Below are 22,928 nucleotides of genomic sequence, written 5' to 3' on the forward strand. Positions count from 1 at the left end.
CGGTCGCGGTACCGCAGCGGAGTTCCCTCTACTCCATTCTCCGGAGTCGTCCGCGTTCACCTCGGATACATCACACGCTGAGTCACTTTTCAGGTCTGGAACCGGCATAGGCTGTGATGTATCCGAGGTGAACGGGGGAGCGCACTCGCACGTTGCACCCAAACGGCGCACCCGAACGCGGTGGTCGAATACGGTGGTCGAACACAGAGCAGCGGTGTCCGGTGCGGTCGGTAGAACAGGAGGTGTTCCGCCACCGCGCACCCACACGAAGGAGACTCCACCTTGAGCGACACTGACCAGGACTTCAGCGGCGTCAATGACTTCCGCACCGACGACCTCGGTGCAGCCATCCCGGACATGGTGCTGCGCCGTCCGACCCGCCACCGTCTGATGGACGCCCTGGAAGCCTCCGACGTCGTCTACACCGTCGACCGCGACCGCGAGATCAGCTCACGCTGGGACGGGGGACGCATCTGGTTCGAGATCACCGGCAAGGACGGTAACCTGTTGTCTGTCACCGGATGCTGGGACGGCTGGTTACCTGACTACCGCCGAGACGAGCTGCTGGAGGCCTGCAATGCGTGGAACGAGAAGATGTTCTTCCCCAACGCGTACGTGGTCGTCGACGGGGACGGGGACGGGCGTGTATTCGCCAACCACACCGTGGACTACGCCTTCGGCGTCACCGATGAGCAGCTCTACCAGCACATCACCACCGCAGTGGCGGTCACTGACAGCCTCTTCGACCAGCTCCGTGGGCAGTTCCCGGAGGCGCTGGAGCACTGAGCGAACGACACCTGGGGTGCACCGTGAGGAACTGCTCCTGAACCAGGCATCGGCGGTATCCGGTGTCGTGCTGGCCCTGGCCGCCGACCATCTCGACGATGCCGGCAGCAATGAGCCGGTTGAGCGCGTATCGGGTGGTGGACACGGACAGGCCGACGCGGTCGGCGATGGCCTGGGCGCCGACCGGCGGGTGAGTGGTTCCGGGACCGGGGGCATCGGCATCCAGAGCTGCCACCACGGCTGGGCCGTGCCTGGTGATCGACCGCAGCACGTCCTGATCGGTTGCACCACCGCGCGCCTTATCGTGCTGTCCGGGCTTTCCGGCCTGTTCCGTTACCGCCGGGGTCTCCGGTGAGGCAGGGGATTCGCCGGCGTCTGATTCGGCGCCTGTGGCAGGTACATTTTCTCCGGTCAGGTGAATCCCCGTGGCAGTTTCCGTGACCGGCCCCTGTCTCACCAGACCGTCGATCTGGATCTGTGCTTCGGTCCGGGAGAGCGGTGAGAACTCTTCGCGCATTCGGGTGATGCTCCAGGGCTCTCCGTCGCTCAGCGAGAGCAGCAGAACCTTCTGGATATGGGACAACCGGACATCCGGCGCCAGCTCGGAGATCCGTTGCAGATCAGATGACGTGAACACCGGGCCTCGGCGAAACTGGACCGTGAACCGGACTCCGTTGTCGGAGAACCGGGGCCGGTGCAGGTCCGCGTCCCTTGTCTCAGCGAGAGCCTCGCGAATTCCGCCGCCTTCGACTTCGATAACGCCAGCTCCTTCGGTGGTGGTGAGGTGCTTCGCCACTTCGTGGAGGCGTTGGTTGACCGCTTTCTGTGTGTGCCCGGTGGACCAGGGCATTGGTAATGAACTCCAGGACCGCTCTGGGTGGGAACGCGGGCCGTCGGACCATGTGACCATCAGGGTGGTAGACGTCCAAGGTGCCGGTGTTCGCCACGATCCATGCCTGAACTTCCTCCAGGAGCGCGGGCAGTGGACCGTCGAAATCCTGTCGGTTCCGGGTACGGGCTCCGCTGCCGTCGTGGGGCAGCTGGACCGCCGCTGTGACGGCAAGGGACGGCAGTTTACCCTGCGGATAAAGGCCCGGTGCGTACAGTCCCGCAGTTGTCAGTTCGCCCGTCGGCGTCGTCACGGAGAGCAGCCGGAGGATGTCCTCTTCTTCCTTGTCCTTCAACCGACGGCGGCTGGCGCGGACAGACGCCAGGTACCGGGGCAGAAGTTCCGGTTCGAGGTCAGCGACGCTGGTCCCGGGGACGGCGCTGAGGTCGTAGTCGGCGCGTTCGGAATCATGCAGTGCCTCGACCTCGATCATCCGACGGTCGTCGGAGTTCATCCGGTAGTCACCGTCGGCCTGCCGGAGGTAGGCCTCCCCCTTGTGTTCCGCGGGCTTCTGTGACGGTGTGAGGGCTTTGACGTCGACGACGACGACCGTGTGCCCGTCCACGCTCACCGGGTACGGCTCGATGTGTGGTGCCGGGGTGACGGAACCCCTCGTCTGGCTGGTCACCGCCTGGATCATGTCACTGGGGAGGAGGCACCGGTGACAGTGAAGTTCTGTCGCTGGCTCACGCCCAGGAGCACGGTACCGCCCTGGGGCATGTTGGCGAAGGCGCAGACGGTCTCCGGCAGGTTCTCCGGTAGCCCTCCGGCAGCTTCCTTCACTTCGACGAGGGTGAGGTCGTCGCCGAAGGCACGCATGTCCGACAGCGTTGTGCGGATGCGTTCACTGGATCCGGATCATACCGACAGTGTCAACACTGTTGATGTTTAATGTCCAACATTAGGAATCAGCACCGGAGTGTGGGGTTCCGGAATGAAGTGTTGGTCTGTGCTGCGGAAACGCTGTTGTCTGTCGTGTGCTCAGTGTGTCTCACATAGTGCCACTCACACACTCACACCCGCACCACGATCTTGCCGGTGACGTGACCGTTCTCGAGGTCACGGTGGGCGTCCGCGATCGCCTCGGCGTTCATGCCCGCCAGGGTCTCCCCGGTGGTCGGGACGATGCGCCCGGCGTCCACCAGATCGGCGATACGGTCCAGGATCCGCCCCTGGGACGCCGGGTCCACTGTGGCATCACCGGCGTCCCCGTCCCCGAAGATCACCTTCGTGAACATCGACTCCCAGTGCACCGAGATGGACTTGCGCTTGAACGCGCCCAGCTCGAAGGATTCCGGATCGTCGATGAGACACAGGTGGGACGCCGGCGCCATCAGCGCGGCGAGGTCACCGGAGCGCCCACCCGACTGTGAGGTGAATACGTAGCGCACCGGCGGCACCCCTGTGCCACCGTCGGCGACCGGCTTCTGCAGCGCCGCGACCTGACCGGCGAGCTCCTTGTTGTGGTCCAGCACATGGTGGGCCCCCATCCGCGTCACCCACTCCCGCGACTCCTCACGACCGGCGGTCGCGATGACCGTCAGTCCGGTCAGTGCGCGCGCCAGCTGGATCATGATGCTCGGCACGCCACCGGCACCACCCACGACCAGCAGGGAGGCCGGGTTCTGTGCACCTGAAGCGACGCCGGAGTCCAACCCGATGCCGAGGCGCTCGAACAAGGCCTCCCAGGCGGTGAGTGCGGTCAGGGGGAGCGAGGCGGCGTCCACCACGGGAACCGAGGACGGGGCGCGACCGACGATGCGTTCATCGACGGCATGGAACCGTGAGTTCGTGCCCGGACGCAGCTGCGATCCGGCGTAGAACACGGTGTCTCCCACGGCGAAGCCGACGACCCCGGAACCGACGGCGACGACGGTCCCCGCGGCGTCATACCCGAGAACCGGCTGCTCACCGGCGGCGACGGCCGCTGCGGCACGGCGCCGCATCTTCGTGTCGATCGGGTTGACGGACACCGCCGCCACCTCGACGAGCAGATCGCGGGGGCCGGGTGTCGGGACATCGGTGACGACATCGGTGAGGCATCGCGGGTCGGTGACGGGGGACGCCTCCGTCACGGCGACGGCGGGCATCGTGGCTGGCAGTGCTGGCAGGTCGCTCATGCCCTCCAGGGTAGGCGACCTGTAACGTGGACGGCCATGAGCGATTATGACCTGATTGTCGTCGGCAGTGGATTCTACGGACTGACTGTCGCCGAGCGTGCGGCCAGCCAGCTGAACAAGAAGGTGCTCGTCGTCGAGCGCCGCAGCCACATCGGCGGCAACGCCTACTCCGAGGCCGAGCCCACCACCGGCATCGAGATCCACAAGTACGGCGCGCACCTCTTCCACACCTCCAACAAGAAGGTCTGGGACTACGTCAACCAGTTCACCGACTTCACGGACTACCAGCACCGCGTCTTCGCGATGCATGACGGCACCGCCTACCAGTTCCCCATGGGCCTGGGCCTGATCAACCAGTTCTTCGGCAGGTACTACACCCCGGACGAGGCCAAGGCACTGATCAAGGAGCAGACCGACGGGCTCAATCCGGAGGACGCCGCCAACCTCGAGGAGAAGGGTATCTCCCTGATCGGCCGCCCGCTGTACGAGGCCTTCGTACGCGACTACACGGCCAAGCAGTGGCAGACCGACCCGAAGGAGCTGCCGGCGGCGAACATCTCCCGCCTGCCCGTCCGCTACACCTTCAACAACCGCTACTTCAACGACACCTACGAGGGTCTGCCCGTCGAGGGCTACACCGCGTGGCTGGAGAACATGGCGAAGAGCGATCTCATCGAGGTCCGCCTGGACACCGACTGGTTCGACGTCCGCGAGGAGCTGCGGGAGCAGAACCCGGACGCCCCGGTCGTCTACACCGGCCCGCTCGACCTCTACTTCGACTACTCCGAGGGCCACCTCGGCTGGCGCACCCTGGATTTCGAGACCGAGGTGCTGGAGACCGGTGACTTCCAGGGCACCCCGGTGATGAACTACAACGACGCGGACGTCCCCTTCACCCGCATCCACGAATTCCGCCACTTCCACCCGGAGCGCAAGAACTACCCGGACGACAAGACCGTCATCATGAAGGAGTTCAGCCGCTTCGCCGAGGGCGAGGACGAGCCCTACTACCCGATCAACACCCCCGAGGACCGCGAGAAACTGCTGCGCTACCGCGAGCTGGCGGAGGCCGAGACGGCCGAGAACAAGGTCTTCTTCGGCGGGCGTCTCGGTACCTACCAGTACCTCGACATGCACATGGCCATCGGCGCGGCACTGTCGACCTACGACAACAAGATCGCCCCGCTGCTGGGTTAGGCCGGGGAGGGCGGGTCACGCAGTGGCCGGCGGGATGTCGGAGGCCTGCCGGGAACGGATCACAGCGCCCTTCAGCGAGCTGCTGTCCAGGATCATGTGTCCACCGTAGGGCCGGAGCGGGAGGTCGTCGAGTTCAATGCCGGCGAGACCGATCGCACACCCGTCGCCCTCGCTGAGCACGGCAGGTTTCCGGCGCTTCCGGGATTCGAGGTGCCTGACCTGTCCGGGCAGGATGCGGTCCTCGACGATCAGGGACGCCGGAGCGCCGACCGTGACAGCGCCGGACTCCACCGTTCCGGTGAAGACAATGCCTCTGCCGGTGATCGTGAACACATCGTCGACGCGGAAACTGAAGGGGGCATCCACATCGACGGTCTCCGGTGGAGGTTTCGAACTCTTGCTGAACAGGCCCATGCGCCCAGCATAACGGCGATACGGGTGCAGGTCTCCGGTGACGGATCCCCGCCGCATCCCTGTCCGCAGCGGACTCTGGTCCGGACCACGGGACAGGCGTTGTCGGGGCGCCCGTCACTCTTCACGCTCCCTGGGCGCTGTCGCCGGCGACATTCACCATCCAGCTCACACCGTAGCGGTCACGGAGCTGTCCGAACCAGTCGCCCCACATCTGCTTCTCGAGCGGCAGGAACACATTCCCGCCCTCGGCGAGGCGGACGAACCAGCCGGCGATCTTGTCGTACTCCTCCGGATCCCCACCGATGCACATGTCGACGGAGGGGGCGGCGAAATCACGGGGGTCGTTCTCCGCGGTATCACAGGCCATGAAGGTCCAGCCGTCGGCGGTCTCCAGGTGGCCGTGCATGATCAGGTCCGCCCGTGCCGGGTCATCGGTGGCACCGGCGGCACCGAAGGTGAGCGTCTGCAGTTCACCGCCGAAGACCTCCTGGTAGAACGCCAGGGCCTCGGCAGCGGTGTCGCGGAACTTGAGATAGGGATTCAGCCAGGTGCTCATGCTTCGACGTTACCGCCGGGACTCACCCTGCACACCACCCCCGGCGTACCCTGACTCAGCATGAGCGAGAACAGTGCGTCCACCCCGGACGACCAGGAAGCCCCGAAGAACCCGTCCACCACCTGGAAGGACCACCCCTGGTGGGACGCCTACCCGGAGTGGGTCAACCCCGAGCTCGACTATCACGCCGGGCACGAGCGCACCCTCGCCGAGATCTTCGACCATGCGGTGAAGACCTGGCCGAAGCGTCCCGCGATGACGTTCTTCGGCACCACCGTCCCCTACGGGGAGTACGGACGCCAGGTCGACAAGACCGCCGCGATGCTGCACAACCGGGGTGTGCGCAAGGGTGACCGGGTCGCGATCGCCCTGCCGAACTGCCCGCAGGCGCTGATCACCTTCTACGCCGTGCTCTCCCTCGGCGCGACCGCCACGCTGCACAACCCGCTGTACACCGCCCGTGAGCTCACCGTCGCCTTCAAGGATCACGGCGCGAAGGTCGGCGTGTTCTGGGACAAGGCCGTCGATGTCGCCCGTGAGCTGCGCACGGTCTCCCCGCTGGAGCAGATCATCCCGGTGACCATCACCCGCTCAATGCCCTGGTACCTCCAGACCGCGCTGAAGATCCCGGTCAAGCCGCTCAAGGCGATGCGCAACAAGCTCGCCGGCTCCACCGAGGGGCTCACCGAATGGTCTGACCTGGTGAAGGATGCCTCGGCGTCCGAGGGTCGCGCTCTGATCGAGACCGCGGTGGTGACCCCGGAGGACACCGCCCTGGTGCTCTACACCTCCGGCACGACCGGCACCCCGAAGGGTGCGGCGCTTTCCCACGCGAACCTCTGCGCCAACATCATCCAGGGCCGCAACTGGGTTCCCGGCCTCGGCCAGGACGAGGAGCCGGAGCGGATGCTCGCCGCCCTGCCGATCTTCCACGCCTACGGCCTGACGATGAACATCACCCTCGGCCCGCTCATCGGTGGCACGGTGCTGCTGCTGCCCGCCCCGGAGAAGACGCTGCTGACCGGCGCAATGAAGAAGCAGAAGCCGACGTGGATCCCCGGCGTCCCCGCGCTGTACCAGACGATCATGGACCTCGCGGAGAAGGACGGTATCGACATCTCGGGTGTGAGGGCGTCCTTCTCCGGCGCCTCCGGCCTGCCCGTGGAGGTCGTGAAGCGGTGGGAGAACCTCACGGGAGGACGCCTCGTCGAGGGCTACGGCCTCACCGAGACTTCCCCGATCGTCATCGGCAACCCGATGAGCGACGCCCGGCGTCCCGGCTATGTCGGCGTCCCTTTCCAGGACACGCAGGTGCGTGTCGTCTCGCAGGATGATCCGACCGTGGTGCTGCCCGACGGCGAGGCCGGTGAGCTGGTCGTCCGTGGCCCGCAGGTCTTCGGCGGTTACCTCAACCGGGAGGACGCCAATGAGAAGGCGTTCGTGACCGGCGAGGACGGTCTGGGTGGCTGGTTCCGGACCGGGGACATGGCCGTGATGGAGGCCGACGGGTTCGTGAAGATCGTCTCGCGCATCAAGGAGATGATCGTCACCGGCGGTTTCAACGTGTACCCGCAGGAGGTCGAGGAGGTGCTGTGCGAGCATCCGTCGGTCGCCGCCGCCAGTGTGGTCGGCCTGCCGCGGTCGGACGGTTCCGAGACCGTCGCCGCCGGTGTGGTGCTTGCCGAGGGCGCGCGGTTGGACGAGGAGGTCCTCAAGGACCACTGCCGTGAGGGACTCGCCCGCTACAAGGTCCCGCGCGTGTTCAAGGTCTTCGCCGAGCTGCCGGCGGACCAGCTGGGCAAGGTGCGCCGTGTGGAGGTCCGGGAGCAGATGCTGGAGGAGTAGGGGGTCGGGGGATATCGGCGCTGCTCACCGCGCCCGCGCCCGCCACGCCGCCCACAGTCGCGCGTAGCGTCCGCCCCCGGCGACCAGCACCTCATGCGGACCGGCTTCCACGATCCGCCCCGCGTCCAGCATGACCACCAGGTCCGCCCCGGCCGCCTGACTCAACCGGTGCGCGACAATCAGCGAGGTTCTGCCGCAGGTCACGGCGTCCACCGCGGCGTCCAACCGGTCATCGGTGCCCGCATGCGCCGTCGCCTCGTCGAGGACCACCACCGGCGGGTCCGCCAACAGCACCCTCGCCAGGGCCAACTGTTGCACGGCCGCCTCGTCGAGCACCGCGTCCGAATCCAGGCCGCCGGTACGCACCCACGCTGCCCCGACCGCGTCCGTCGCGGCGAGCAGCTCCTCATCCGACGCCTCCGGGGCTACCAGCCGCAGATTCTCCGCCACTGTCCCGGTGAACCGGTGGATCTCCTGGGTGACCAGCAGTGTCCGCCCACCGACCCGGACCGACCCCCCGTCAGGACGCAACGACCCGGCGACCAGCCGCGCCACCGTCGACTTCCCCGACCCGGACGCCCCGACGAGCACCACCCGCGACCGCGGAGCAACCTCCAGGGACACCCCGTCGAGGACGCGCCGGGTGGTGCCTGGGTAGGAGAAGCAGACCCCTTCAAGAGTCACCGCGCCCTCCGGCACGTCCGTGGCAGGGACCGCGGACCGCACCGGCACCCGCAGTACCCCGACCAGGCGTGACAACCCCACTTCGGCACGCTGCAGGTCGTCGATGCCGGCGAGCAGTACGCTCACCGGGGCGAAGAACCGCTGGAAGAACAGGGCACCGGTCGTCGCCGCGCCGACGGTGAGCAGGCCCGCGTCAACCTGCCGGAACCCGACCGCGAGAACCGCGGCGAGCCCCAGGAACTCGGCGACGTTGATCCCGCCGTTGAACACATTGCGCACCTTCGTCACCGCCCGGCCGATCTCCACGGACGCCAGACTACGGGTCGCGATCAGCCCCAGCCGCCCGGCCTCCCGGGCATGGGCACGCACGGTCGGCGCACCCGTGACGGACTCGATGAGTGCCTGGCCACGGTCGGCGTTCATCCGCTGCTGGCGCACGTACAGAGGTCGTGACCTGCGCAGGAACCGGCGACCGGCGAACAGCTGCACCGGCAGTGCGACGAGTGCCGCCAGGCCCAGCCACGGGTCGAGCACAGCGAAGCCTGCGGCGGTGACGAGCAGTGTCACCACCGCCTGTGTGGTGCGCGGCAGGACCTCGGTGACCGCGCCGGTGACCGATTCGACGTCCCCGGTGACCCGGGAGACCACGTCCCCGCTCCCGGCGGTCTCCACCAGTCCCGGGTCCAGCCGGACCGCGGCGTCCACCACCTGTTCGCGCAGGTCAGCAAGGGCACTCTGGAGGGCGCGGACCAGGATCCGGCCACCCCACAGCACCAACAGAGCGGCACACCCGCCGCACAGGAGAATCAGGCCGACGGTCGCCCCGAGTCGTGTGAGCCCGGCCCCGGCGATGACGTCGTCGACGATGCGTCCCTGCAGCGCGGGAACGCCGAGTCCGGCGGCCGCGCCCACGACGAGGAGCACCGCCGACGCGGACAGTCCCGCCCGGTACGGGCGCAGCAGCACCCCGGTGGCGCGGGTGGTCTCTGCGACGGAGGCTTCGGGCAGTCGTGTCTCCGGCAGTCTGCCGGCCGGTCGCGCGCTCATGCCGTCACCGCCGCGTCCACGATCACGCTGCAGGCGTCCAGCAGCAGCCGGTCGGAGGTGACGACCACGACCACCCGGCCGGTGGACGCCACCAGACCAGCCAGGCCGTACGCCACATCACCACAGGTCACGGGGTCAAGGGCAGTCAACGGCTCATCGAGCACCAGCACCGGGCCCGCTGTGTGCAGTGCCCGGGCGAGCGCCACCCGCTGGCGTTGCCCACCGGACAGCCGGCGCCCGCCCTCACCCAACTCGACGTCCGCGGAGCCGAGATGGTCGATGACGTCATCCAGCGCTGTGGATGTGACGACAGCGTCATCGAGCGGCCCGTCCCCGAGGGTCACGTTGTCCCTCAGTGACCCGGTGAAGATGGTCGCCTCATGCGGCGGGGCGGTTACCTGCCGACGCCACGCGTCCGGGCCGAGAGCCAGGGCGTCACACCCTGAGAAGTGCAGCTCGCCGGGGTCGGGCAGGGTGCGGAAACCCAGGCGGTCGGAGACGCGCCGGGCCGATGCGGCATCCGGTACGCGGACGCCCGTGAGCTGCCCGGGTACCGCGTGGACGCGCACTCCGCCGGTCGACCAGGTGAGGTAGCCGGTTTGCGGTGCGTCCGTCGCTGCGTCCTCCCCGGTCGTTCCCGGGGGCAGCCCGAAATCCTCGGCGAGCAGGTCCTTCAACCGTGCCGCCGAGGCCCGCTTGTACGCCCAGTTCGCACCGAAGGTGCCGATGTGCGCCAGCGACCCCTTGAGGAACTGCGCCAGGCCGATGACCGTGACCAGTTGACCGGGGGTGATCAGGCCCCCGACGGTCAGCCAGCCCGCGGCGAAGGTGAGGATGCCCAGGTAGAGCAGGGAAATGATCTCGCTGACGGCGTCGTAGGTGCGCAGGGAGACGGCTGAGTCGACGGCGGTGTCGCGGGACCGCCGGCTGGCTGCCCGGTAGCGGCGGCTGATCTCGTCCTGCGCGCCGAGCCCGTGGATGATCCGCAGGCCGGACAGGGCGTCCGCGGCGACCTCGGAGGCGTCGGCGACGGCACTCTGCTCCGCCCGGCCGCGGGCGAACATGGGGCGCGACAGTCGCTGCATGAGCACGAGGACGCCCACCGCGCCGATGAGGACGCCCACCCCGAGCGGTACGGAGATGAGCAGCAGGGCGACCGCGGCGGCGAGCAGGCCGGCGACCGTCGCACCCTGCTGCACGATCGACCAGGCGACGCCGGCGACCTGGTACGTGTCATTCGTGGCGACGGAGAGGACCTCTCCGGTGGGGCGGTCTTTCCCGGTGGTGCCGCGCGGGTGCAGGACACGACCCGCCGCGAGCTGGCGCAGGTCATGCTCCCCGTGGCCGTAGACGCGGACCATGCCGAGCGCGGCGCGCTGGTAGCTCAGCGACATGACCAGGTAGGACGCCCCGAGAACGCCGAGCCAGGTGACCAGAGCGGACACGTCGCCCGGGATGACGGCGCGGTCGATGACGAGGCCGATGAGCAGCGGGACGGACGCTTCTCCGAGGCTGTGGACGATCAGGCCAAGGGTGCAGGCGCTGAGGCGCCAGGCGCGTCCGTCGGCGGTGAGGGCGGCGCGCAGGATCGCGGCGGTGGTGACTGTGGTCGGGAGTGCGCTGGTCAGAGGGGGAGCGGGCATGGATCCGACGCTACGGCCTGCCGGACGCGCCTGGCGGACGACCGCTGTCGCGGGGCGGACAGGGGTGGGTGCCGGTTGTCGGCGGACCGCGGACAGGACAGAATCTGTCCGCCGGGCGAAGAACGTTGTCCCCCGTGGCCCTGCCGGTCAACCGTAGCGTCTCCGGTGCTGTCTGTCCGGCAGCCATCTGACGACGAAGGAGTCCATGTGTCCGACATCCGAGTAACCCGCAGCAGCCGCGAACACCCCGGCGCAGAAAACCGTCTCGCGTCCCGTTCTCCGGTCCGTGCCCTGGCCGCGGTACTGGCCGTCATCTGTGTGTCCCTGTTCGGCCTCGCCGCCTGCGGCTCCTCCGGTCAGGGGGCGGACGGGGAGAAGCGCGTCTTCGCGGAGGCCGAGGACGGCGCCTTCCCCGTCACGGTCCAGCACACCTACGGGCAGACCACTATCGAGTCGCAGGCCCAGCGTGTGGTGGTTGTCGGGTGGGCGGGCTCAGACCTCGCGGTGCAGCTCGGCACCGTACCCGTGGCGCAGGGTCCCGCGGGCGGCACGGGCGACAGCGCGGAGTTCTACCCCTGGTTCCGGGACGCCGTCAGTGACCTGGGTGCCCCACTTCCCGCCACCGATCCCTCACTGGAACGCGGCGATGTGAACACGGAGTTCGTCCTGAAGCAGAACCCCGACCTCATTCTCGCGGTGCAGTCCGGCATCACCGCGGACGAGTACAGGATGCTCTCCGACATCGCCCCGACGGTCGCCTTCCCTGACGAGCCGTGGGGAACCTCCGCCGAAGACCATCTGGACATGGTGGCCGAGGCTCTCGGACGCCCGTCCCTGGCGGAGAAGGTCACCGGGGAACTTGATGACCGCATCGCCGAGACCGCCGGAAAGCATGAGGACCTCGCCGGGAAGACCTTCCTCTACGGGTTCCTCCCGGAGGACGGGCAGACCGTCATCTTCTCCGACACCGATCCGCGGGTGAAGACCCTCCAGAAGCTGGGGCTGGTGGATTCGCCGGATCTCGCGGCACTCGCTGAGGAGTCGGACGGTGTGTCCAGCTTCAATGTGTCGATCGAGAAACTGATCGCCACCACCGCTGACCTGTACGTGACCGGCGCCGACCGGGAGAAGTGGGACGCGGCGTCGCGTTCGGACCGTGCCTTCGCCGCCTGGGGTCCGGTCAGGGACGGGCACGCCGCGCTGATGACGGACTCCGACGTGAACCTGGCGCTGTCGGTGTCCACTCCGTTGAGCCTGGCCTGGGCGATCGACGATATCGCCGACGTGCTGTCCGCTGCACTGTAGCCTGCCCCGGCGACACCGGCCACGGCGTTTCCTGGAACCCCCCATCGGCCTCACCTCCTTCCATGACGAGGTGGGACACAGCCGTGCCCACCCTTTCGTCACCCAGCGGACAGATCTTGACCGCTACACAAAGGTGAGCCTGTCTATACTTTCTCGCGGTACGGAACCCCTGACTGAGAGAGAATGTCATGACCCTTCGCCCACTCACGACCCGCCGCGTCCGTCGGATCGCCGTGGCCCTGACCGCCACTGTCGGCGTCCTTGCAGCGTCCGCCTGCAGTTCCGACGATGACAGCGACAGCAACGACACGCACACCGTGGCCAGTGCCTACGGTGATGTCGAGGTGCCTGAGAACCCGGAGCGCGTGGTTGCGGTCTCCTACGACACCCCGTGGCAGCTGAAGTCGCTCGGCGTCACCCCGGTCGCCGCGCAGGACTACTCCGACTACAGCGACGGTATCTCCGCGGAGCAGAAGGAGTTCCTGGAGCCGGTCGAGACCGTCGGCAAGTTCTTCGAGCTGGACATCGAGGCAGTGGCGAAGGCGGACCCGGATGTCATCGTCGGCGATGTCCTGGAGATCGACCAGGAGCTCTTCGACAAGCTCTCCGAGATCGCGCCGACCGTCATCGTCGAGGGGGAGACCCGCGGCGACTGGAAGCCGATCGTCGGAATGCTGGCGGACGCGGTGGGCGCCGAGGACAAGCTCGAGCAATCGAAGGCCGCCTACGAGGATCGGCTCGGGACGCTGCGGGAGGACTACAAGGACGTTCTCGCCGACAACACCTTCGCCTCCATCGGCGCCATGGAGGACGCCGCGAAGTTCTTCATCAACTACCCCTCGGGGATCATCGGTGCGGTCTATGAGGAGGTCGGGATGAAGCCGGCGCCTTCGCTGCCGACAGGTGAGTTCCCCAAGGGATGGGAGGAGTACTCCACCGAGAAGATCGGGGACCTGCTCGGAGATGCGGATGCTGTGATCATTCCGGAGCGTCCCGATGGTGCCATCGACCCCTCGATCCAGGCGATCCTCGACAATACCCTGTTCAAGAACCTCAAGGCGACGAAGAACGACCACGTCTTCCCGATCTTCGGCGAGGTCACGGACTATGCATCTGCGACGGCGTACCTCGACACGATCGAGGAGAAGATCCTCATGCCGCTGCAGAAGTGACGCGGTCTTGACCGCACCGGTCGTCCCCGAGGGGTACCTGCTCACCGCCCGCGAACTGCGGCTCCGTCGTTGGCTGGCAGGACGCCGACCTCTGCGGACGCAGCCACCACGCGCACGTCGACCACACGGTCCTGTTCCCGGCGGGCACAGCGCACGCGTGACCGTCCGGTGAGGAGGAGCAACTCTGTGCGTTGTCCATCGACCCGGATGCCTGGTCACGGACAGCATGCACCGCGCAGATCTCCGGGGTGGTCAGCACGACGGTCCGCACCGTGACGGTCCCGGCGTCCCTGCGGGAACTGCTGTTGCATCTCGCAGACCGGGAGATGCCGGACAACCGACGGCTCCGTGCCCGGCAGGTCTGCCTCGAACTCCTCGCGGACGCCCGCTTTGACGGTGCGGAGGTGCCGACCGTCCATGATCCGTTTCTCGCGCCTGTTGTCGGCGCGCTGCTCGGCGACGTACTCGGCGAAGTTCGCGCCGACCTTCGGGAATCCGGCTCGGTGGTTGTAGAGCAGCTGCGGGGTCCTCCCCGCGACCACCGCCGGCAGTCTCTTCCACAGCACGTCGTCGGACAGGACATTGTCCGGGTTCTGGACGAAGATCACGTCCGCGACCTGCAGGATGTTGAGGTTCTCCCGGCTGTAGAACTGGAAGGAACCGTCGGCCTCGCGGTTGCCGGAATCGGTGAGCAGGGTGAATCCGAGGTCCGTGAGGACCTCGATCGGCTGATCCTCGTCCTCGAGGACGAACTGGTCATCCTGGAGTGAGACGACGGCGACGGTCATCCCCTCGATCCTCACGGTCGGTGAGAGCCGGTCGATCGTGGCGTTGTAGTCGGCGATGCTCTGCTCCGCCTCGGCCTTCCTCCCGATCTGGTCGGCCCGGTCGACCAGAGGCTGGGGCCATTCGGCGTCCTCGGCGGGGTTGTCTCCGGAACTGCAGGCGGTCACGGTGAGCAGAGTCGCCGCGGCCACGCCGGCGGGGAGGGTCCTGGTGAAGGTCATGACGATGAGGCTATCGGCGGGTCGTCGCGTGATCGGGCCATGCTGTGGCGTCCGGCGGACACGTCGTGCGGTGATGCGTCTGCTGCCCGCCACACGACGGCACCTGTCCGCCCCGCGAAGATAAATCCAAGTAGGGTTGCCTCACTGAACCCGGCGTCCGGGTGTGCCGGAAACGGGCCCGTCGACGCACCACACTCACCGGAGAAGACGCAGAGAACAGATCATGACCAGCGCAGAAGAGAAGTACCCCGCCGACTACACGCCCCGCATCCACCGGGCTGAGGTCCTCGCCGTCACACGTGTGGGCACCGCCATGGTGCGTGTCACCCTCGGCGGGCCGGACATGGCCGACTACCCGACCACCGGCGTCGGCGACGAATGGATCCGGGTCTTCTTCCCCGACGCGCCCGCCGACCCCGTCCGCCTCCCGACCCTGGAGGGCCGCGGCTGGGACTACGCCGACGGTATCGAGCCCTCCGAGATGCGCGCCTACACGGTCCGGGCGTGGCGTCCCGGAGAGATCGACGTGGACTTCGTCGTCCACGGCAACGGTGTCGCCACGACCTGGGCCACCACCGTCGACACCGGTGGTGAGGTCGGCGTCACCCCACCGGTGGACGTCTACACCCGCCCCGGCAATGTCACCCGGCAGGTCCTCTTCTGCGACGAACCCGGCCTGCCCGCCGCCCTGCGCATTGCGGAGACCGCGCCGGAGGGGGTGGCGTCCGCCCTGGTGTGCGAGGTTCGCGCCGAGGGCTATGAGATCGCCCCGACCAGGGACGATGTCGAGTGCATCTGGCTGCCCGGTTCCGGCAACGGGGTGGCGGAGAGTCGTCTGCCGGAGGTGCTCGCCGGTATGGAGATCACCGGGCAGGACGCCGTCTGGGCGGCGACGGAGACGCGTACCTCCCGGGCGATCCGGAAGATCCTGCGGCAGGACAAGGGCCTGGCCCGCGGTGCGGCCACGACGATGGGGTACTGGATCCACGACTCCGAGCAGTGGCGTGCCGCCTATGACGCCCTCGGTCCGGACTTCGCCGACAAGGTCCGCGACGTCTTCGACAGTGACCGGGACGAGGACGAGATGATCGCGGTCGTCGATGAGCTCTACGAGAGCAACGGCCTGTGACCGCGGCGATGAGCACCCCGGGGAACCGGACGGCGGCGGACATCGTCGCCGAGGAGGCGTCGGCACGGGACGACCTGGAAAACGCAGCGGACGCCCTCATCCCCGGCGACTACCTGCTCACCCTGCGGGAACTGCGCTACCGCAGCCCCCTGGAACCGGAGATGTGCACGGACCGGCCGCACCGGCACGACAACCACCATGTGGTGTTCTTCGCCGTGCGCGGCACCGCGCAAGTCGATGTCACCGGCAGTCGGCACCACCTCACCCTCGGCCAGGGCGTCTTCGTCCCCGCCGGGGTGGAGCACACCGCGGACACGTCCCCGACGAGCACGCTCACGGCCGTCTACATCCGCCCGTCCGCGTGGGAGGGGGTGGTCGGCACGGTGCGGGACGTCACCGTGAACACCGCCACCCGGGAGATGCTGATCCTGCTGGCGTACCGGGGAATATCCCGTGACCAGCGTTTCCGTGCCCAACGGCTGTGCCTCGACTTCATGGCGGAGCCGGCGACGCCGGGCCTGGAACTGCCGCTGCCCCGCAATCCGCTGATCCAGCCGATCACCCGACAACTGCTGGAGCACCCGGAGGACGCCCGCTCCCTCGAGGACTGGGCCTGGCTGCTCGCCACCTCCGGGCGCACCATCGCGCGGGTATTCCGGACGGACACCGGCATGACCTTCAGCGAGTGGCGGACCGTCGCCCGGATGTCCTCGGCGGTGCGGTTGCTGGGGGAGGGGACTCCGGTCGGTACGGTCTCGCGCCGGGTCGGCTACGCCAACCCGAGTGCCTTCGCCACGGCGTTGAAGCGGATCACCGGCCGTGCGCCGCAGGAATTCCGGTCTAGGTGACGGGCACGGTGACCGGTCTCCTGCTCACCACGGTCCGCTTCGACGTTCCCCGGCTGCATTCCTGGACGGACGCCACCACGCTGCCGGACGCGGTGGTGGTCGTGGAACCGCTCACATCGGTGCCGGGTACGGTCGTCGACCTGCGGATGCCGGCGTCCCCGCGGGTGTCGGCGGTCGCACGCCGGATCCTGTCCCGGCTGGACATGGCGGAGACCACGGTGCCGCCACCGACGAGTCTCTGCACGGCCAGGTGCATCCGGGCCAGAATTCTCCACTGGGTGAAGGTGTGGCCGGTCTCCGCGGCGAACCGTCGGGACAGTGCGCGGGGATGGAGGCAGTGCTCGTGGGCCACGGCGAGGAGGTCATCGCTCCGCGGCAGCGGAATGTCGAATGAGTGGTGCGGCACCGGTTCCGGCATAGCGAGAATGACGGTCTGGAGCCGCAACCTGGCCTCGGACGTCATGTCGGCTCATCGTCGTAGGCGAGCGTCGTCCGCAGCAGTTCGTGGACGTCGTGGTGCCTCTCACGCCGGGTGGTGGAACCCGGCACCGGAAAGCTGTGGGGTGGCGAGGAGGGATCCGCAGTTCAGTGATGCGGGATGGTGTCACGGTGTCCTCCTCGGGCAGCGGTGGTGGGCACGGACGATAGCCCAGGGTATGCGCACGTCAGGGCGTGTCCGGTACGCGAAGATCCTTGTCGTCCCGACGCTCACCCGCACTACTAGTCTCATCTGAGGCGAACCTACCCTGAGGAGACTTAATGACAACGACAACGACCCTGCGACGCCCGGCGTCCCTGATGCGACGGGTGGCGGCAACCGTCCTCGCCGCGGCAACCCTGTCAGCGGCGGTGGCCTGCTCATCCGATGACGATGAGGATGCCGCACCCGGCGGCAACGGTGACGGGAGCTTCCCCGTCACCATGGAGCACGTCTACGGCGAGACGGTGATCCCGGAGAAGCCGGAGAAGGTCGTGACCGTCGGCTGGATGACGCATGACATCGTCGCCGCCCTCGGTGTCGACCCGATCGGGGTGGACAGCACCTGGGGTGGCGACGAGGAGGGCTTCAGCCCGTGGTTCCGCCACCAGGTCGAGGACGTCATCGGCGGTGACATGCCCGAGATCACCAACAAGGACGACGGCGCCCTGGACATCGAGAAGATCGCCACACTGGAACCGGACGTCATCCTCGCCCCGCACTCGGGGGTGACCGATGACGAGTATGCGAAGCTCAGCAGAATCGCTCCGACCGTGGCATATCAGAAGTCGCCCTGGAAGTCCGGCAGCTGGCAGGATCTCACCGCTGTCGTCGCGAAGGCCCTGGGTGAGGAGGACAAGGTCGCCGACCTCGTCTCCGGGACCGAGGACGCCATGGCGACCGAGGCGGCGAAGTACCCGAACCTGAAGGGGGCGTCCTTCCTCTACGGTCTGACCTTCGAGGGCAACGGCCCTGAGGTCGGCCTCTACGTCTCCGACGATCCGCGCGTCGCCTTCCTCCGGGAGTTCGGTCTGGTAGACAGCCCGAACCTGGAGAAGGAGCTGGGGCTGGACAAGCCGGACGACTTCAGTGGCGCCGTCAGCCTGGAGAGCATCGGGAAACTCAGTGCCGACCTTTTCGTCGCCTGGTCCAGTGGGGCGGAGTACACGAAGAACACGCTGGAGAATCCGGCGATGGCACGGTGGTCGCCGATCAGGGACGGCCGGTACTACATCCTCGAGAACGAGGCGCTGGCCATGGCCACCAACGCACCCAGCCCGCTGAGCATCCGGTGGGCGCTGGACGAGGGTTTCCTCGCCGACCTGTCGAAGGCCGTCGACGGCGGTGCCGTGGTCCGCGCCAACTCGTGATCCGGGCGCCTCGGGTAGTCGGCATCACGCAGGCTGAGGGCGTTGCGGGTACCTCGCCAGCGACCTCAGACTGCGTGATGCGGACATGGGGCTGCAGGGGAAATGCGGTGGTGGCATGCCAACAACCTGTCACTTCCGGACAACTACGTGTGGGGAGGGCAGGCTACACTACGCGCGGAGTGGTGGGTAACGTGCCCTCACGACGGACAGCACAGAAACGGCAGACGCGGCAGACCGTCGTGCCCCGACCCCGACACAGTGAACCGAGTCAGTGAAGTGGACAGGCCGAGATGACACAACAGACGACCAGTGCCTCCGGCGGCGTCCCAGGCGACAACCCTGACGGCGTCTCCGACGGTGCCGACCACGCGCCGAAGCAGACCTCCCTCTACGCCCGACGCACCATCGGACTCATCTGCCTCGCCGCAGCCCTGGTCATCGCCTTCCTCCTGAGCCTGGCCAACGGCGCGAACCCGATCCCCTACTCCGACGTGTGGGAGGTGATCTGGCACCGCGGCGAGAACGAGGCGTCCTGGATCGTCTGGGACCAGCGACTGCCCCGCACCGTCATCGGCATCCTCACCGGTGCGGCGTTCGCCCTGGCCGGTGCACTGATCCAGGCGCTGACCCGCAATCCGCTGGCGGACTCCGGCATCCTCGGCGTCAACGCCGGTGCAGGGCTGGCGGTGACGGTCGGCGTCGGCATCTTCGGCATCGCCGGGATCACCCAGTACATCTGGTTCGCCTTCATCGGTGCAGCCGCAACGACCATTCTCGTCTACATCATCGGTGTGGCCGGCGGCGCCCGCGGTGCGAACCCGGCCACCCTGGTGCTCGCCGGTGTGGCCCTCGGTGCGGTGTTCGGCGGCATCACCAGCTTCCTCACCCTCATAGACCCGGACACGTTCGAGTCGATCCGGAACTGGAACCTCGGTTCGGTCGCCCGCACTTCCCTGGATGACGCCCGCTTCGTCATCCCCTTCCTGCTCCTCGGCTTCGTCCTGGCGGTACTGGTCTCCACCGACCTGAACTCCATCGCCCTGGGGGACGACCTCGCCGCGTCCCTCGGCACGAAGGTGGTGCGCACCCGTGTCGTCACGATCCTCGCGGTGACCGTGCTGGCCGGTGGCGCGACCGCCCTGACCGGTGGCATCGGTTTCGTCGGCCTGATGGTCCCGCACGTGGTCCGCTGGATCGTGGGGCCCGAGCAACGCTGGATCTTCTTCTACTGTCTGCTCGGCGGCCCGGTCCTGGTGCTGCTGGCGGACACGCTGGGCCGCGTCATCGCGCGTCCCGGTGAGATCGAGGTCGGCATCCTCACCGCCGTCATCGGTGCCCCGGTGCTCATCGCCCTGGTCCGGCGGAAGAATGCGAGTGGCCTGTGAGTATCCGTGAACGCTTCTCCCGCAACACCTCGGACTACACCTCCGTTTCGACGGTCGACTTCGGCTACCGCACCATCGTCGTGCGTACCCCGAAGGCCAGTAACCGGATCCATGTGCGCCTCGCGGTCGTCGCGGTGTCCTTCATCCTCGCGGCCGCCGTCCTGGCGATCATCGCGATCGGCATGGGCGACTACCCGCTGAACCCGTGGCAGATCACCAAGGCGATCTTCGGCGCACCGGAGACCCGCTTCCACCGCATCGTGGTGGTGGAATGGCGCATGCCGGTGGCGATCGCCGCGGTGGTCTTCGGGGCTCTGCTCGGTATCGGCGGCGCGATCTTCCAGTCGATGACGCGCAACCCGCTGGGTAGCCCGGACATCATCGGTTTCGACGCCGGCTCGTACACCGCCGTCACCATCTGCATGCTGGTCATCGGTACGACCGCGTACTGGAACATCGCCGTCGCCGCGATCCTCGGTGGCGTCATCACCGCCTTCACTGTCTTCATGCTCGCGCGCAAGAACAAGAAGGTGGAGAGTTTCCGTCTGATCATCGTGGGCATCGGTGTCTCGGCGACGCTCGGATCGCTGAACTCCTACCTCATCACCCGCGCGGACGTGGAGGACGCCATGATGGTCGGCTTCTGGTCGGCCGGCTCGATCAACCGGGTGACGTGGAACTCCCTGGTCCCGGTGCTGATCCTCGCCGCAGTGGTGGTGGCCCTGGTCGCCCTGCTCGCCCCGGCGCTCAAGCAGATGGAACTCGGGGATGACGCCGCCACGACCCAGGGCGTCAACGTCGAACGCACCCGCCTGATGCTCATGGTCGTCGGCGTGGCGACGACTGCGCTGGTCACCGCGGCGGCCGGGCCGATCAGCTTCATCTCCCTGGTCGCTCCGCAACTGGCCCGACGCATCGCGGGGACGCCGGGTGTGACGGTGCCGGGTGCTGCCGCGGTCGGTGCGGCGCTGCTGACCTTCGCCCACTTCCTGTCCCTGGTGATCGCCCACTTCTACCGGTCGATCCCGGTCGGCCTGCTCACCGTGAGCGTGGGCGGTATCTACATGATCTGGCTGCTGATCCGCGAGGCACGCAAGCAGTACGGGACGCCGACATGAGCGACGCTGAATTGAAGGGAACAATGACTGACGCACGACTTCAGGTCCGCAACGCCACCATCGGCTACGACCAGCGGATCATCTCCACCGACCTGACCGTGGACATCCCCCACGAGTCCTTCACCGCCATCATCGGCCCGAACGGCTGCGGCAAGTCGACGCTGCTGCGCGCGGTCGCCCGCGTCCTTACCCCGGTGAAGGGTGAGGTGCTGCTCGACGGTCAGCCGATCGCGTCCCACGGCGCGAAGGAGGTGGCCCGCCAGCTGGGTCTGCTGCCGCAGACCTCGCTGGCGCCGGAGGGGATCCGGGTCGCGGATCTCGTGGCCCGTGGGCGTGCCCCGTACCAGTCCCTGTTCCACCAGTGGAGCCCCGAGGACGAGAGGGCGGTGCAGGAGGCGCTCGTCGCGACCCGGACCGACAACCTCTCGGCCCGTCTGGTCTCGGAACTGTCCGGTGGTCAGCGGCAACGGGTGTGGGTGGCGATGCTGCTGGCACAGCAGACGCCGATCATGCTGCTCGACGAGCCGACGACCTTCCTCGACATCGCCCACCAGTATGAGCTGATGGAACTGCTGCGCACCTTCCACGACGAGGGAAAGACCGTGGTCACGGTGCTGCACGACCTGAATCAGGCGTGCCGCTACGCAGGTCACCTCATCGTCATGCGCGACGGTCGGATCGTGACCACCGGTGCGCCGGCGGACGTCATGACACCCGACCTGGTGGAGGAGGTGTTCGGGCTGCGTGCCCTGGTGGTGCCGGATCCGGTGACCGGGACGCCCAGCATCGTGCCGTTGGATCCGCGCTCGGCGGAGGGTGGTCTGGCTCCGGTGACGCCGGTCGTCGACGAGGTCTGATGTTCCACCCCATGCAGAAAAGGACATCGTCTGCGATCCCGGCATCCCGAGCCCCCGCGTCCGTGGAACTCTCCCTGAAGGGGTGCTCTGTTTCCTTGCCGTGCTGTGTCTTTCATCCCATGTTGGATCTCAGGAAGACCACCCGTTCCCGTTCCCTCCGCGCCGCTGCTGCCGCCACGGCACTCGTCGCCTTCCCCCGGCCTCGCGGCCTGCGACGGTGACGACAGTGACGGTGACGACAGTGACGATGACGCCACCACCGACGGTGAACCCGCCGTCACAACCGACGAGAGCGGTGTCACCGTGGACTCCGGCAACGTGGTCGACGTCCCGGGCGTCCCCGGTCCCTGAGCCTTTCTCTGACCGCGACTCCGGTCCGGCTACTGACAGTATTGGTCACGTGTGGTCGAATGGACACCGTGAAAACCCAGCGCATCTCCCGTTCCCGTCGTGCCGTTCTCGCCGTCACCGCTGCGGCCACGCTCACCCTGGGCGCCTGCACGGTGGGAGATGACGATGACAGAGACAACGGCGACAACGGCGACAACGGCGACGGTGGCAACGGTTCCCCGTCTGCCGACCTGTCCGCAGTCCCTGATGCGCCCTTCGCGCCCGATGCGTCGGATGCGCCGGGGGAGACCGCCGTCTCAGAGAACGTGGACGCCTTTGTCACCACCGCCACCGCTGCGGGGTGGAACTGCATCCCCGGGGCAGACCCCTACACCGGAAAGCCGGGCGCGACCTGCAACCCGGGTGCAGAGGATGTGCTGACCAAGGCGGTCTTCGCCGTCTTTGACCGGGCAGAGGTCGCCGACGGGGCGGAGGCGGCACGCCTGGCCCGCGAGACGCTCTCGGGTGGCGTGCCGGACGCCGGGTCCGGTGAGGATGCAGCAGATGATGGGGATGCGACGGACGATCTCTTCGCCGACCAGTACCTCCCCCTGGATTCCGACACTCTCGCCGGGTACTGCGTCAACACGCTCGGCACCTGTGGCGGCAGCGACTTCGAGGGCCTGGGCCTGACCCTCGGCTGACCTGCACTTTTCTCCGGTCGCACCATTCGCGTCTGTTGTGGCGG

At 67.7% G+C, this 22,928-nt stretch carries 23 protein-coding genes; 13 read left to right on the forward strand and 10 right to left on the reverse strand.

Features of this window, described 5'->3' with window-relative positions; all coding sequences use genetic code 11:
* Positions 1-282 precede the first annotated feature (282 nt).
* Complete coding sequence (locus Q0A27_RS10785; RefSeq protein WP_291475347.1) at positions 283-786, forward strand: YbjN domain-containing protein; 504 nt, start codon at positions 283-285, stop codon at positions 784-786.
* Here Q0A27_RS10785 and Q0A27_RS10790 read toward each other — a convergent pair.
* The 4 genes from Q0A27_RS10790 to Q0A27_RS10805 all read right to left on the reverse strand — a co-directional run bounded on the left by Q0A27_RS10790 (position 728) and on the right by Q0A27_RS10805 (position 3,795).
* Positions 728-1,582: a winged helix-turn-helix transcriptional regulator gene (locus Q0A27_RS10790; protein WP_291475349.1), complete on the reverse strand. Its 855-nt coding sequence runs from the start codon at positions 1,580-1,582 to the stop codon at positions 728-730. The genes Q0A27_RS10785 and Q0A27_RS10790 overlap by 59 nt on opposite strands.
* Positions 1,503-2,303 carry a hypothetical protein gene (locus Q0A27_RS10795; RefSeq protein WP_291475352.1) on the reverse strand — a complete coding sequence of 267 codons (801 nt, stop codon included), beginning with the start codon at positions 2,301-2,303 and terminating at the stop codon, positions 1,503-1,505. The genes Q0A27_RS10790 and Q0A27_RS10795 overlap by 80 nt, the downstream gene beginning before the upstream one ends.
* 8 nt (positions 2,304-2,311) lie before the next feature.
* Entirely contained in the window at positions 2,312-2,494 is a 183-nt protein-coding gene (locus Q0A27_RS10800; protein ID WP_291475354.1) for an RNA-binding domain-containing protein, read from the reverse strand.
* A gap of 194 nt (positions 2,495-2,688) precedes the next feature.
* The gene (locus Q0A27_RS10805; protein WP_291475356.1) at positions 2,689-3,795 is read right to left on the reverse strand and encodes a zinc-binding alcohol dehydrogenase family protein; all 1,107 of its coding nucleotides are present in this window, start codon (positions 3,793-3,795) and stop codon (positions 2,689-2,691) included.
* Positions 3,796-3,831: 36 nt separating this feature from the next.
* On the opposite strand from Q0A27_RS10805, the gene glf reads away from it, so the two are divergent.
* On the forward strand, positions 3,832-4,992 hold the full coding sequence (gene glf / locus Q0A27_RS10810) for a UDP-galactopyranose mutase (protein ID WP_291475358.1): 1,161 nt from the start codon (positions 3,832-3,834) through the stop codon (positions 4,990-4,992).
* 15 nt (positions 4,993-5,007) lie between these two features.
* On the opposite strand, the gene Q0A27_RS10815 is transcribed toward glf, so the two are convergent.
* Complete coding sequence (locus Q0A27_RS10815; protein ID WP_291475360.1) at positions 5,008-5,406, reverse strand: elongation factor Tu; 399 nt, start codon at positions 5,404-5,406, stop codon at positions 5,008-5,010.
* Between the two features lie 121 nt (positions 5,407-5,527).
* Complete coding sequence (locus Q0A27_RS10820; RefSeq protein ID WP_291475362.1) at positions 5,528-5,962, reverse strand: VOC family protein; 435 nt, start codon at positions 5,960-5,962, stop codon at positions 5,528-5,530.
* Between the two features lie 60 nt (positions 5,963-6,022).
* Between Q0A27_RS10820 and Q0A27_RS10825 the strand changes: the two genes are divergently transcribed.
* The gene (locus tag Q0A27_RS10825) at positions 6,023-7,807 is read left to right on the forward strand and encodes a long-chain-fatty-acid--CoA ligase (RefSeq protein WP_291475363.1); all 1,785 of its coding nucleotides are present in this window, start codon (positions 6,023-6,025) and stop codon (positions 7,805-7,807) included.
* A 24-nt stretch (positions 7,808-7,831) separates the two neighbouring features.
* On the opposite strand, the gene Q0A27_RS10830 is transcribed toward Q0A27_RS10825, so the two are convergent.
* Positions 7,832-9,538, reverse strand: coding sequence for an ABC transporter ATP-binding protein (locus Q0A27_RS10830; RefSeq protein WP_291475365.1), 1,707 nt, complete (start codon positions 9,536-9,538; stop codon positions 7,832-7,834).
* Positions 9,535-11,181: an ABC transporter ATP-binding protein gene (locus Q0A27_RS10835; protein ID WP_291475367.1), complete on the reverse strand. Its 1,647-nt coding sequence runs from the start codon at positions 11,179-11,181 to the stop codon at positions 9,535-9,537. The genes Q0A27_RS10830 and Q0A27_RS10835 overlap by 4 nt, the downstream gene beginning before the upstream one ends.
* A gap of 207 nt (positions 11,182-11,388) precedes the next feature.
* On the opposite strand from Q0A27_RS10835, the gene Q0A27_RS10840 reads away from it, so the two are divergent.
* Together Q0A27_RS10840 and Q0A27_RS10845 are read left to right on the forward strand one after the other, a co-directional pair.
* A complete protein-coding gene (locus Q0A27_RS10840) occupies positions 11,389-12,486 on the forward strand; it encodes an ABC transporter substrate-binding protein (protein WP_291475369.1) in 1,098 nt (365 codons plus the stop codon).
* A 188-nt stretch (positions 12,487-12,674) separates the two neighbouring features.
* Complete coding sequence (locus tag Q0A27_RS10845) at positions 12,675-13,658, forward strand: ABC transporter substrate-binding protein (protein WP_291475392.1); 984 nt, start codon at positions 12,675-12,677, stop codon at positions 13,656-13,658.
* A 215-nt stretch (positions 13,659-13,873) separates the two neighbouring features.
* On the opposite strand, the gene Q0A27_RS10850 is transcribed toward Q0A27_RS10845, so the two are convergent.
* Positions 13,874-14,665 carry a hypothetical protein gene (locus Q0A27_RS10850; protein ID WP_291475394.1) on the reverse strand — a complete coding sequence of 264 codons (792 nt, stop codon included), beginning with the start codon at positions 14,663-14,665 and terminating at the stop codon, positions 13,874-13,876.
* Positions 14,666-14,888: 223 nt separating this feature from the next.
* On the opposite strand from Q0A27_RS10850, the gene Q0A27_RS10855 reads away from it, so the two are divergent.
* Positions 14,889-15,794, forward strand: a complete 906-nt coding sequence (locus tag Q0A27_RS10855) for a siderophore-interacting protein (protein ID WP_291475396.1) — start codon at positions 14,889-14,891, stop codon at positions 15,792-15,794.
* Positions 15,795-15,802: 8 nt separating this feature from the next.
* Entirely contained in the window at positions 15,803-16,642 is an 840-nt protein-coding gene (locus Q0A27_RS10860) for an AraC family transcriptional regulator (protein ID WP_291475398.1), read from the forward strand.
* Here the strand turns inward: Q0A27_RS10860 and Q0A27_RS10865 are convergent.
* A complete protein-coding gene (locus Q0A27_RS10865; protein WP_291475400.1) occupies positions 16,635-17,105 on the reverse strand; it encodes a hypothetical protein in 471 nt (156 codons plus the stop codon). The genes Q0A27_RS10860 and Q0A27_RS10865 overlap by 8 nt on opposite strands.
* Positions 17,106-17,401: 296 nt before the next feature.
* On the opposite strand from Q0A27_RS10865, the gene Q0A27_RS10870 reads away from it, so the two are divergent.
* The 6 genes from Q0A27_RS10870 to Q0A27_RS10895 all read left to right on the forward strand — a co-directional run bounded on the left by Q0A27_RS10870 (position 17,402) and on the right by Q0A27_RS10895 (position 22,884).
* Positions 17,402-18,490: an ABC transporter substrate-binding protein gene (locus Q0A27_RS10870; protein WP_291475402.1), complete on the forward strand. Its 1,089-nt coding sequence runs from the start codon at positions 17,402-17,404 to the stop codon at positions 18,488-18,490.
* Positions 18,491-18,780: 290 nt separating this feature from the next.
* Positions 18,781-19,875, forward strand: a complete 1,095-nt coding sequence (locus Q0A27_RS10875) for an iron chelate uptake ABC transporter family permease subunit (RefSeq protein ID WP_291475403.1) — start codon at positions 18,781-18,783, stop codon at positions 19,873-19,875.
* On the forward strand, positions 19,872-20,993 hold the full coding sequence (locus Q0A27_RS10880) for an iron chelate uptake ABC transporter family permease subunit (protein WP_291475405.1): 1,122 nt from the start codon (positions 19,872-19,874) through the stop codon (positions 20,991-20,993). Before Q0A27_RS10875 ends, Q0A27_RS10880 begins: the two co-directional genes overlap by 4 nt.
* A 23-nt stretch (positions 20,994-21,016) precedes the next feature.
* Positions 21,017-21,850 carry an ABC transporter ATP-binding protein gene (locus tag Q0A27_RS10885; protein ID WP_291475406.1) on the forward strand — a complete coding sequence of 278 codons (834 nt, stop codon included), beginning with the start codon at positions 21,017-21,019 and terminating at the stop codon, positions 21,848-21,850.
* A 105-nt stretch (positions 21,851-21,955) separates the two neighbouring features.
* On the forward strand, positions 21,956-22,201 hold the full coding sequence (locus Q0A27_RS10890; protein WP_291475407.1) for a hypothetical protein: 246 nt from the start codon (positions 21,956-21,958) through the stop codon (positions 22,199-22,201).
* A 59-nt stretch (positions 22,202-22,260) separates the two neighbouring features.
* A complete protein-coding gene (locus Q0A27_RS10895) occupies positions 22,261-22,884 on the forward strand; it encodes a hypothetical protein (RefSeq protein ID WP_291475409.1) in 624 nt (207 codons plus the stop codon).
* Positions 22,885-22,928 lie beyond the last annotated feature (44 nt).

It is taken from the genome of Corynebacterium sp. (genome assembly GCF_022712275.1).
Classification (GTDB): Bacteria; Actinomycetota; Actinomycetes; order Mycobacteriales; family Mycobacteriaceae; genus Corynebacterium.

Bases quoted from the DNA above. Each gene is read 5' to 3' on its own strand.
- Q0A27_RS10800 (WP_291475354.1), bottom strand. From the start codon at position 2,494: ATGCGTGCCTTCGGCGACGACCTCACCCTCGTCGAAGTGAAGGAAGCT.
- Q0A27_RS10805 (WP_291475356.1), bottom strand. From the start codon at position 3,795: ATGAGCGACCTGCCAGCACTGCCAGCCACGATGCCCGCCGTCGCCGTG.
- glf (WP_291475358.1), top strand. From the start codon at position 3,832: ATGAGCGATTATGACCTGATTGTCGTCGGCAGTGGATTCTACGGACTG.
- Q0A27_RS10815 (WP_291475360.1), bottom strand. From the start codon at position 5,406: ATGGGCCTGTTCAGCAAGAGTTCGAAACCTCCACCGGAGACCGTCGAT.
- Q0A27_RS10820 (WP_291475362.1), bottom strand. From the start codon at position 5,962: ATGAGCACCTGGCTGAATCCCTATCTCAAGTTCCGCGACACCGCTGCC.
- Q0A27_RS10825 (WP_291475363.1), top strand. From the start codon at position 6,023: ATGAGCGAGAACAGTGCGTCCACCCCGGACGACCAGGAAGCCCCGAAG.
- Q0A27_RS10830 (WP_291475365.1), bottom strand. From the start codon at position 9,538: ATGAGCGCGCGACCGGCCGGCAGACTGCCGGAGACACGACTGCCCGAA.
- Q0A27_RS10835 (WP_291475367.1), bottom strand. From the start codon at position 11,181: ATGCCCGCTCCCCCTCTGACCAGCGCACTCCCGACCACAGTCACCACC.
- Q0A27_RS10845 (WP_291475392.1), top strand. From the start codon at position 12,675: ATGACCCTTCGCCCACTCACGACCCGCCGCGTCCGTCGGATCGCCGTG.
- Q0A27_RS10850 (WP_291475394.1), bottom strand. From the start codon at position 14,665: ATGACCTTCACCAGGACCCTCCCCGCCGGCGTGGCCGCGGCGACTCTG.
- Q0A27_RS10855 (WP_291475396.1), top strand. From the start codon at position 14,889: ATGACCAGCGCAGAAGAGAAGTACCCCGCCGACTACACGCCCCGCATC.
- Q0A27_RS10860 (WP_291475398.1), top strand. From the start codon at position 15,803: ATGAGCACCCCGGGGAACCGGACGGCGGCGGACATCGTCGCCGAGGAG.
- Q0A27_RS10865 (WP_291475400.1), bottom strand. From the start codon at position 17,105: ATGACGTCCGAGGCCAGGTTGCGGCTCCAGACCGTCATTCTCGCTATG.
- Q0A27_RS10870 (WP_291475402.1), top strand. From the start codon at position 17,402: ATGACAACGACAACGACCCTGCGACGCCCGGCGTCCCTGATGCGACGG.
- Q0A27_RS10875 (WP_291475403.1), top strand. From the start codon at position 18,781: ATGACACAACAGACGACCAGTGCCTCCGGCGGCGTCCCAGGCGACAAC.
- Q0A27_RS10885 (WP_291475406.1), top strand. From the start codon at position 21,017: ATGACTGACGCACGACTTCAGGTCCGCAACGCCACCATCGGCTACGAC.
- Q0A27_RS10895 (WP_291475409.1), top strand. From the start codon at position 22,261: ATGGACACCGTGAAAACCCAGCGCATCTCCCGTTCCCGTCGTGCCGTT.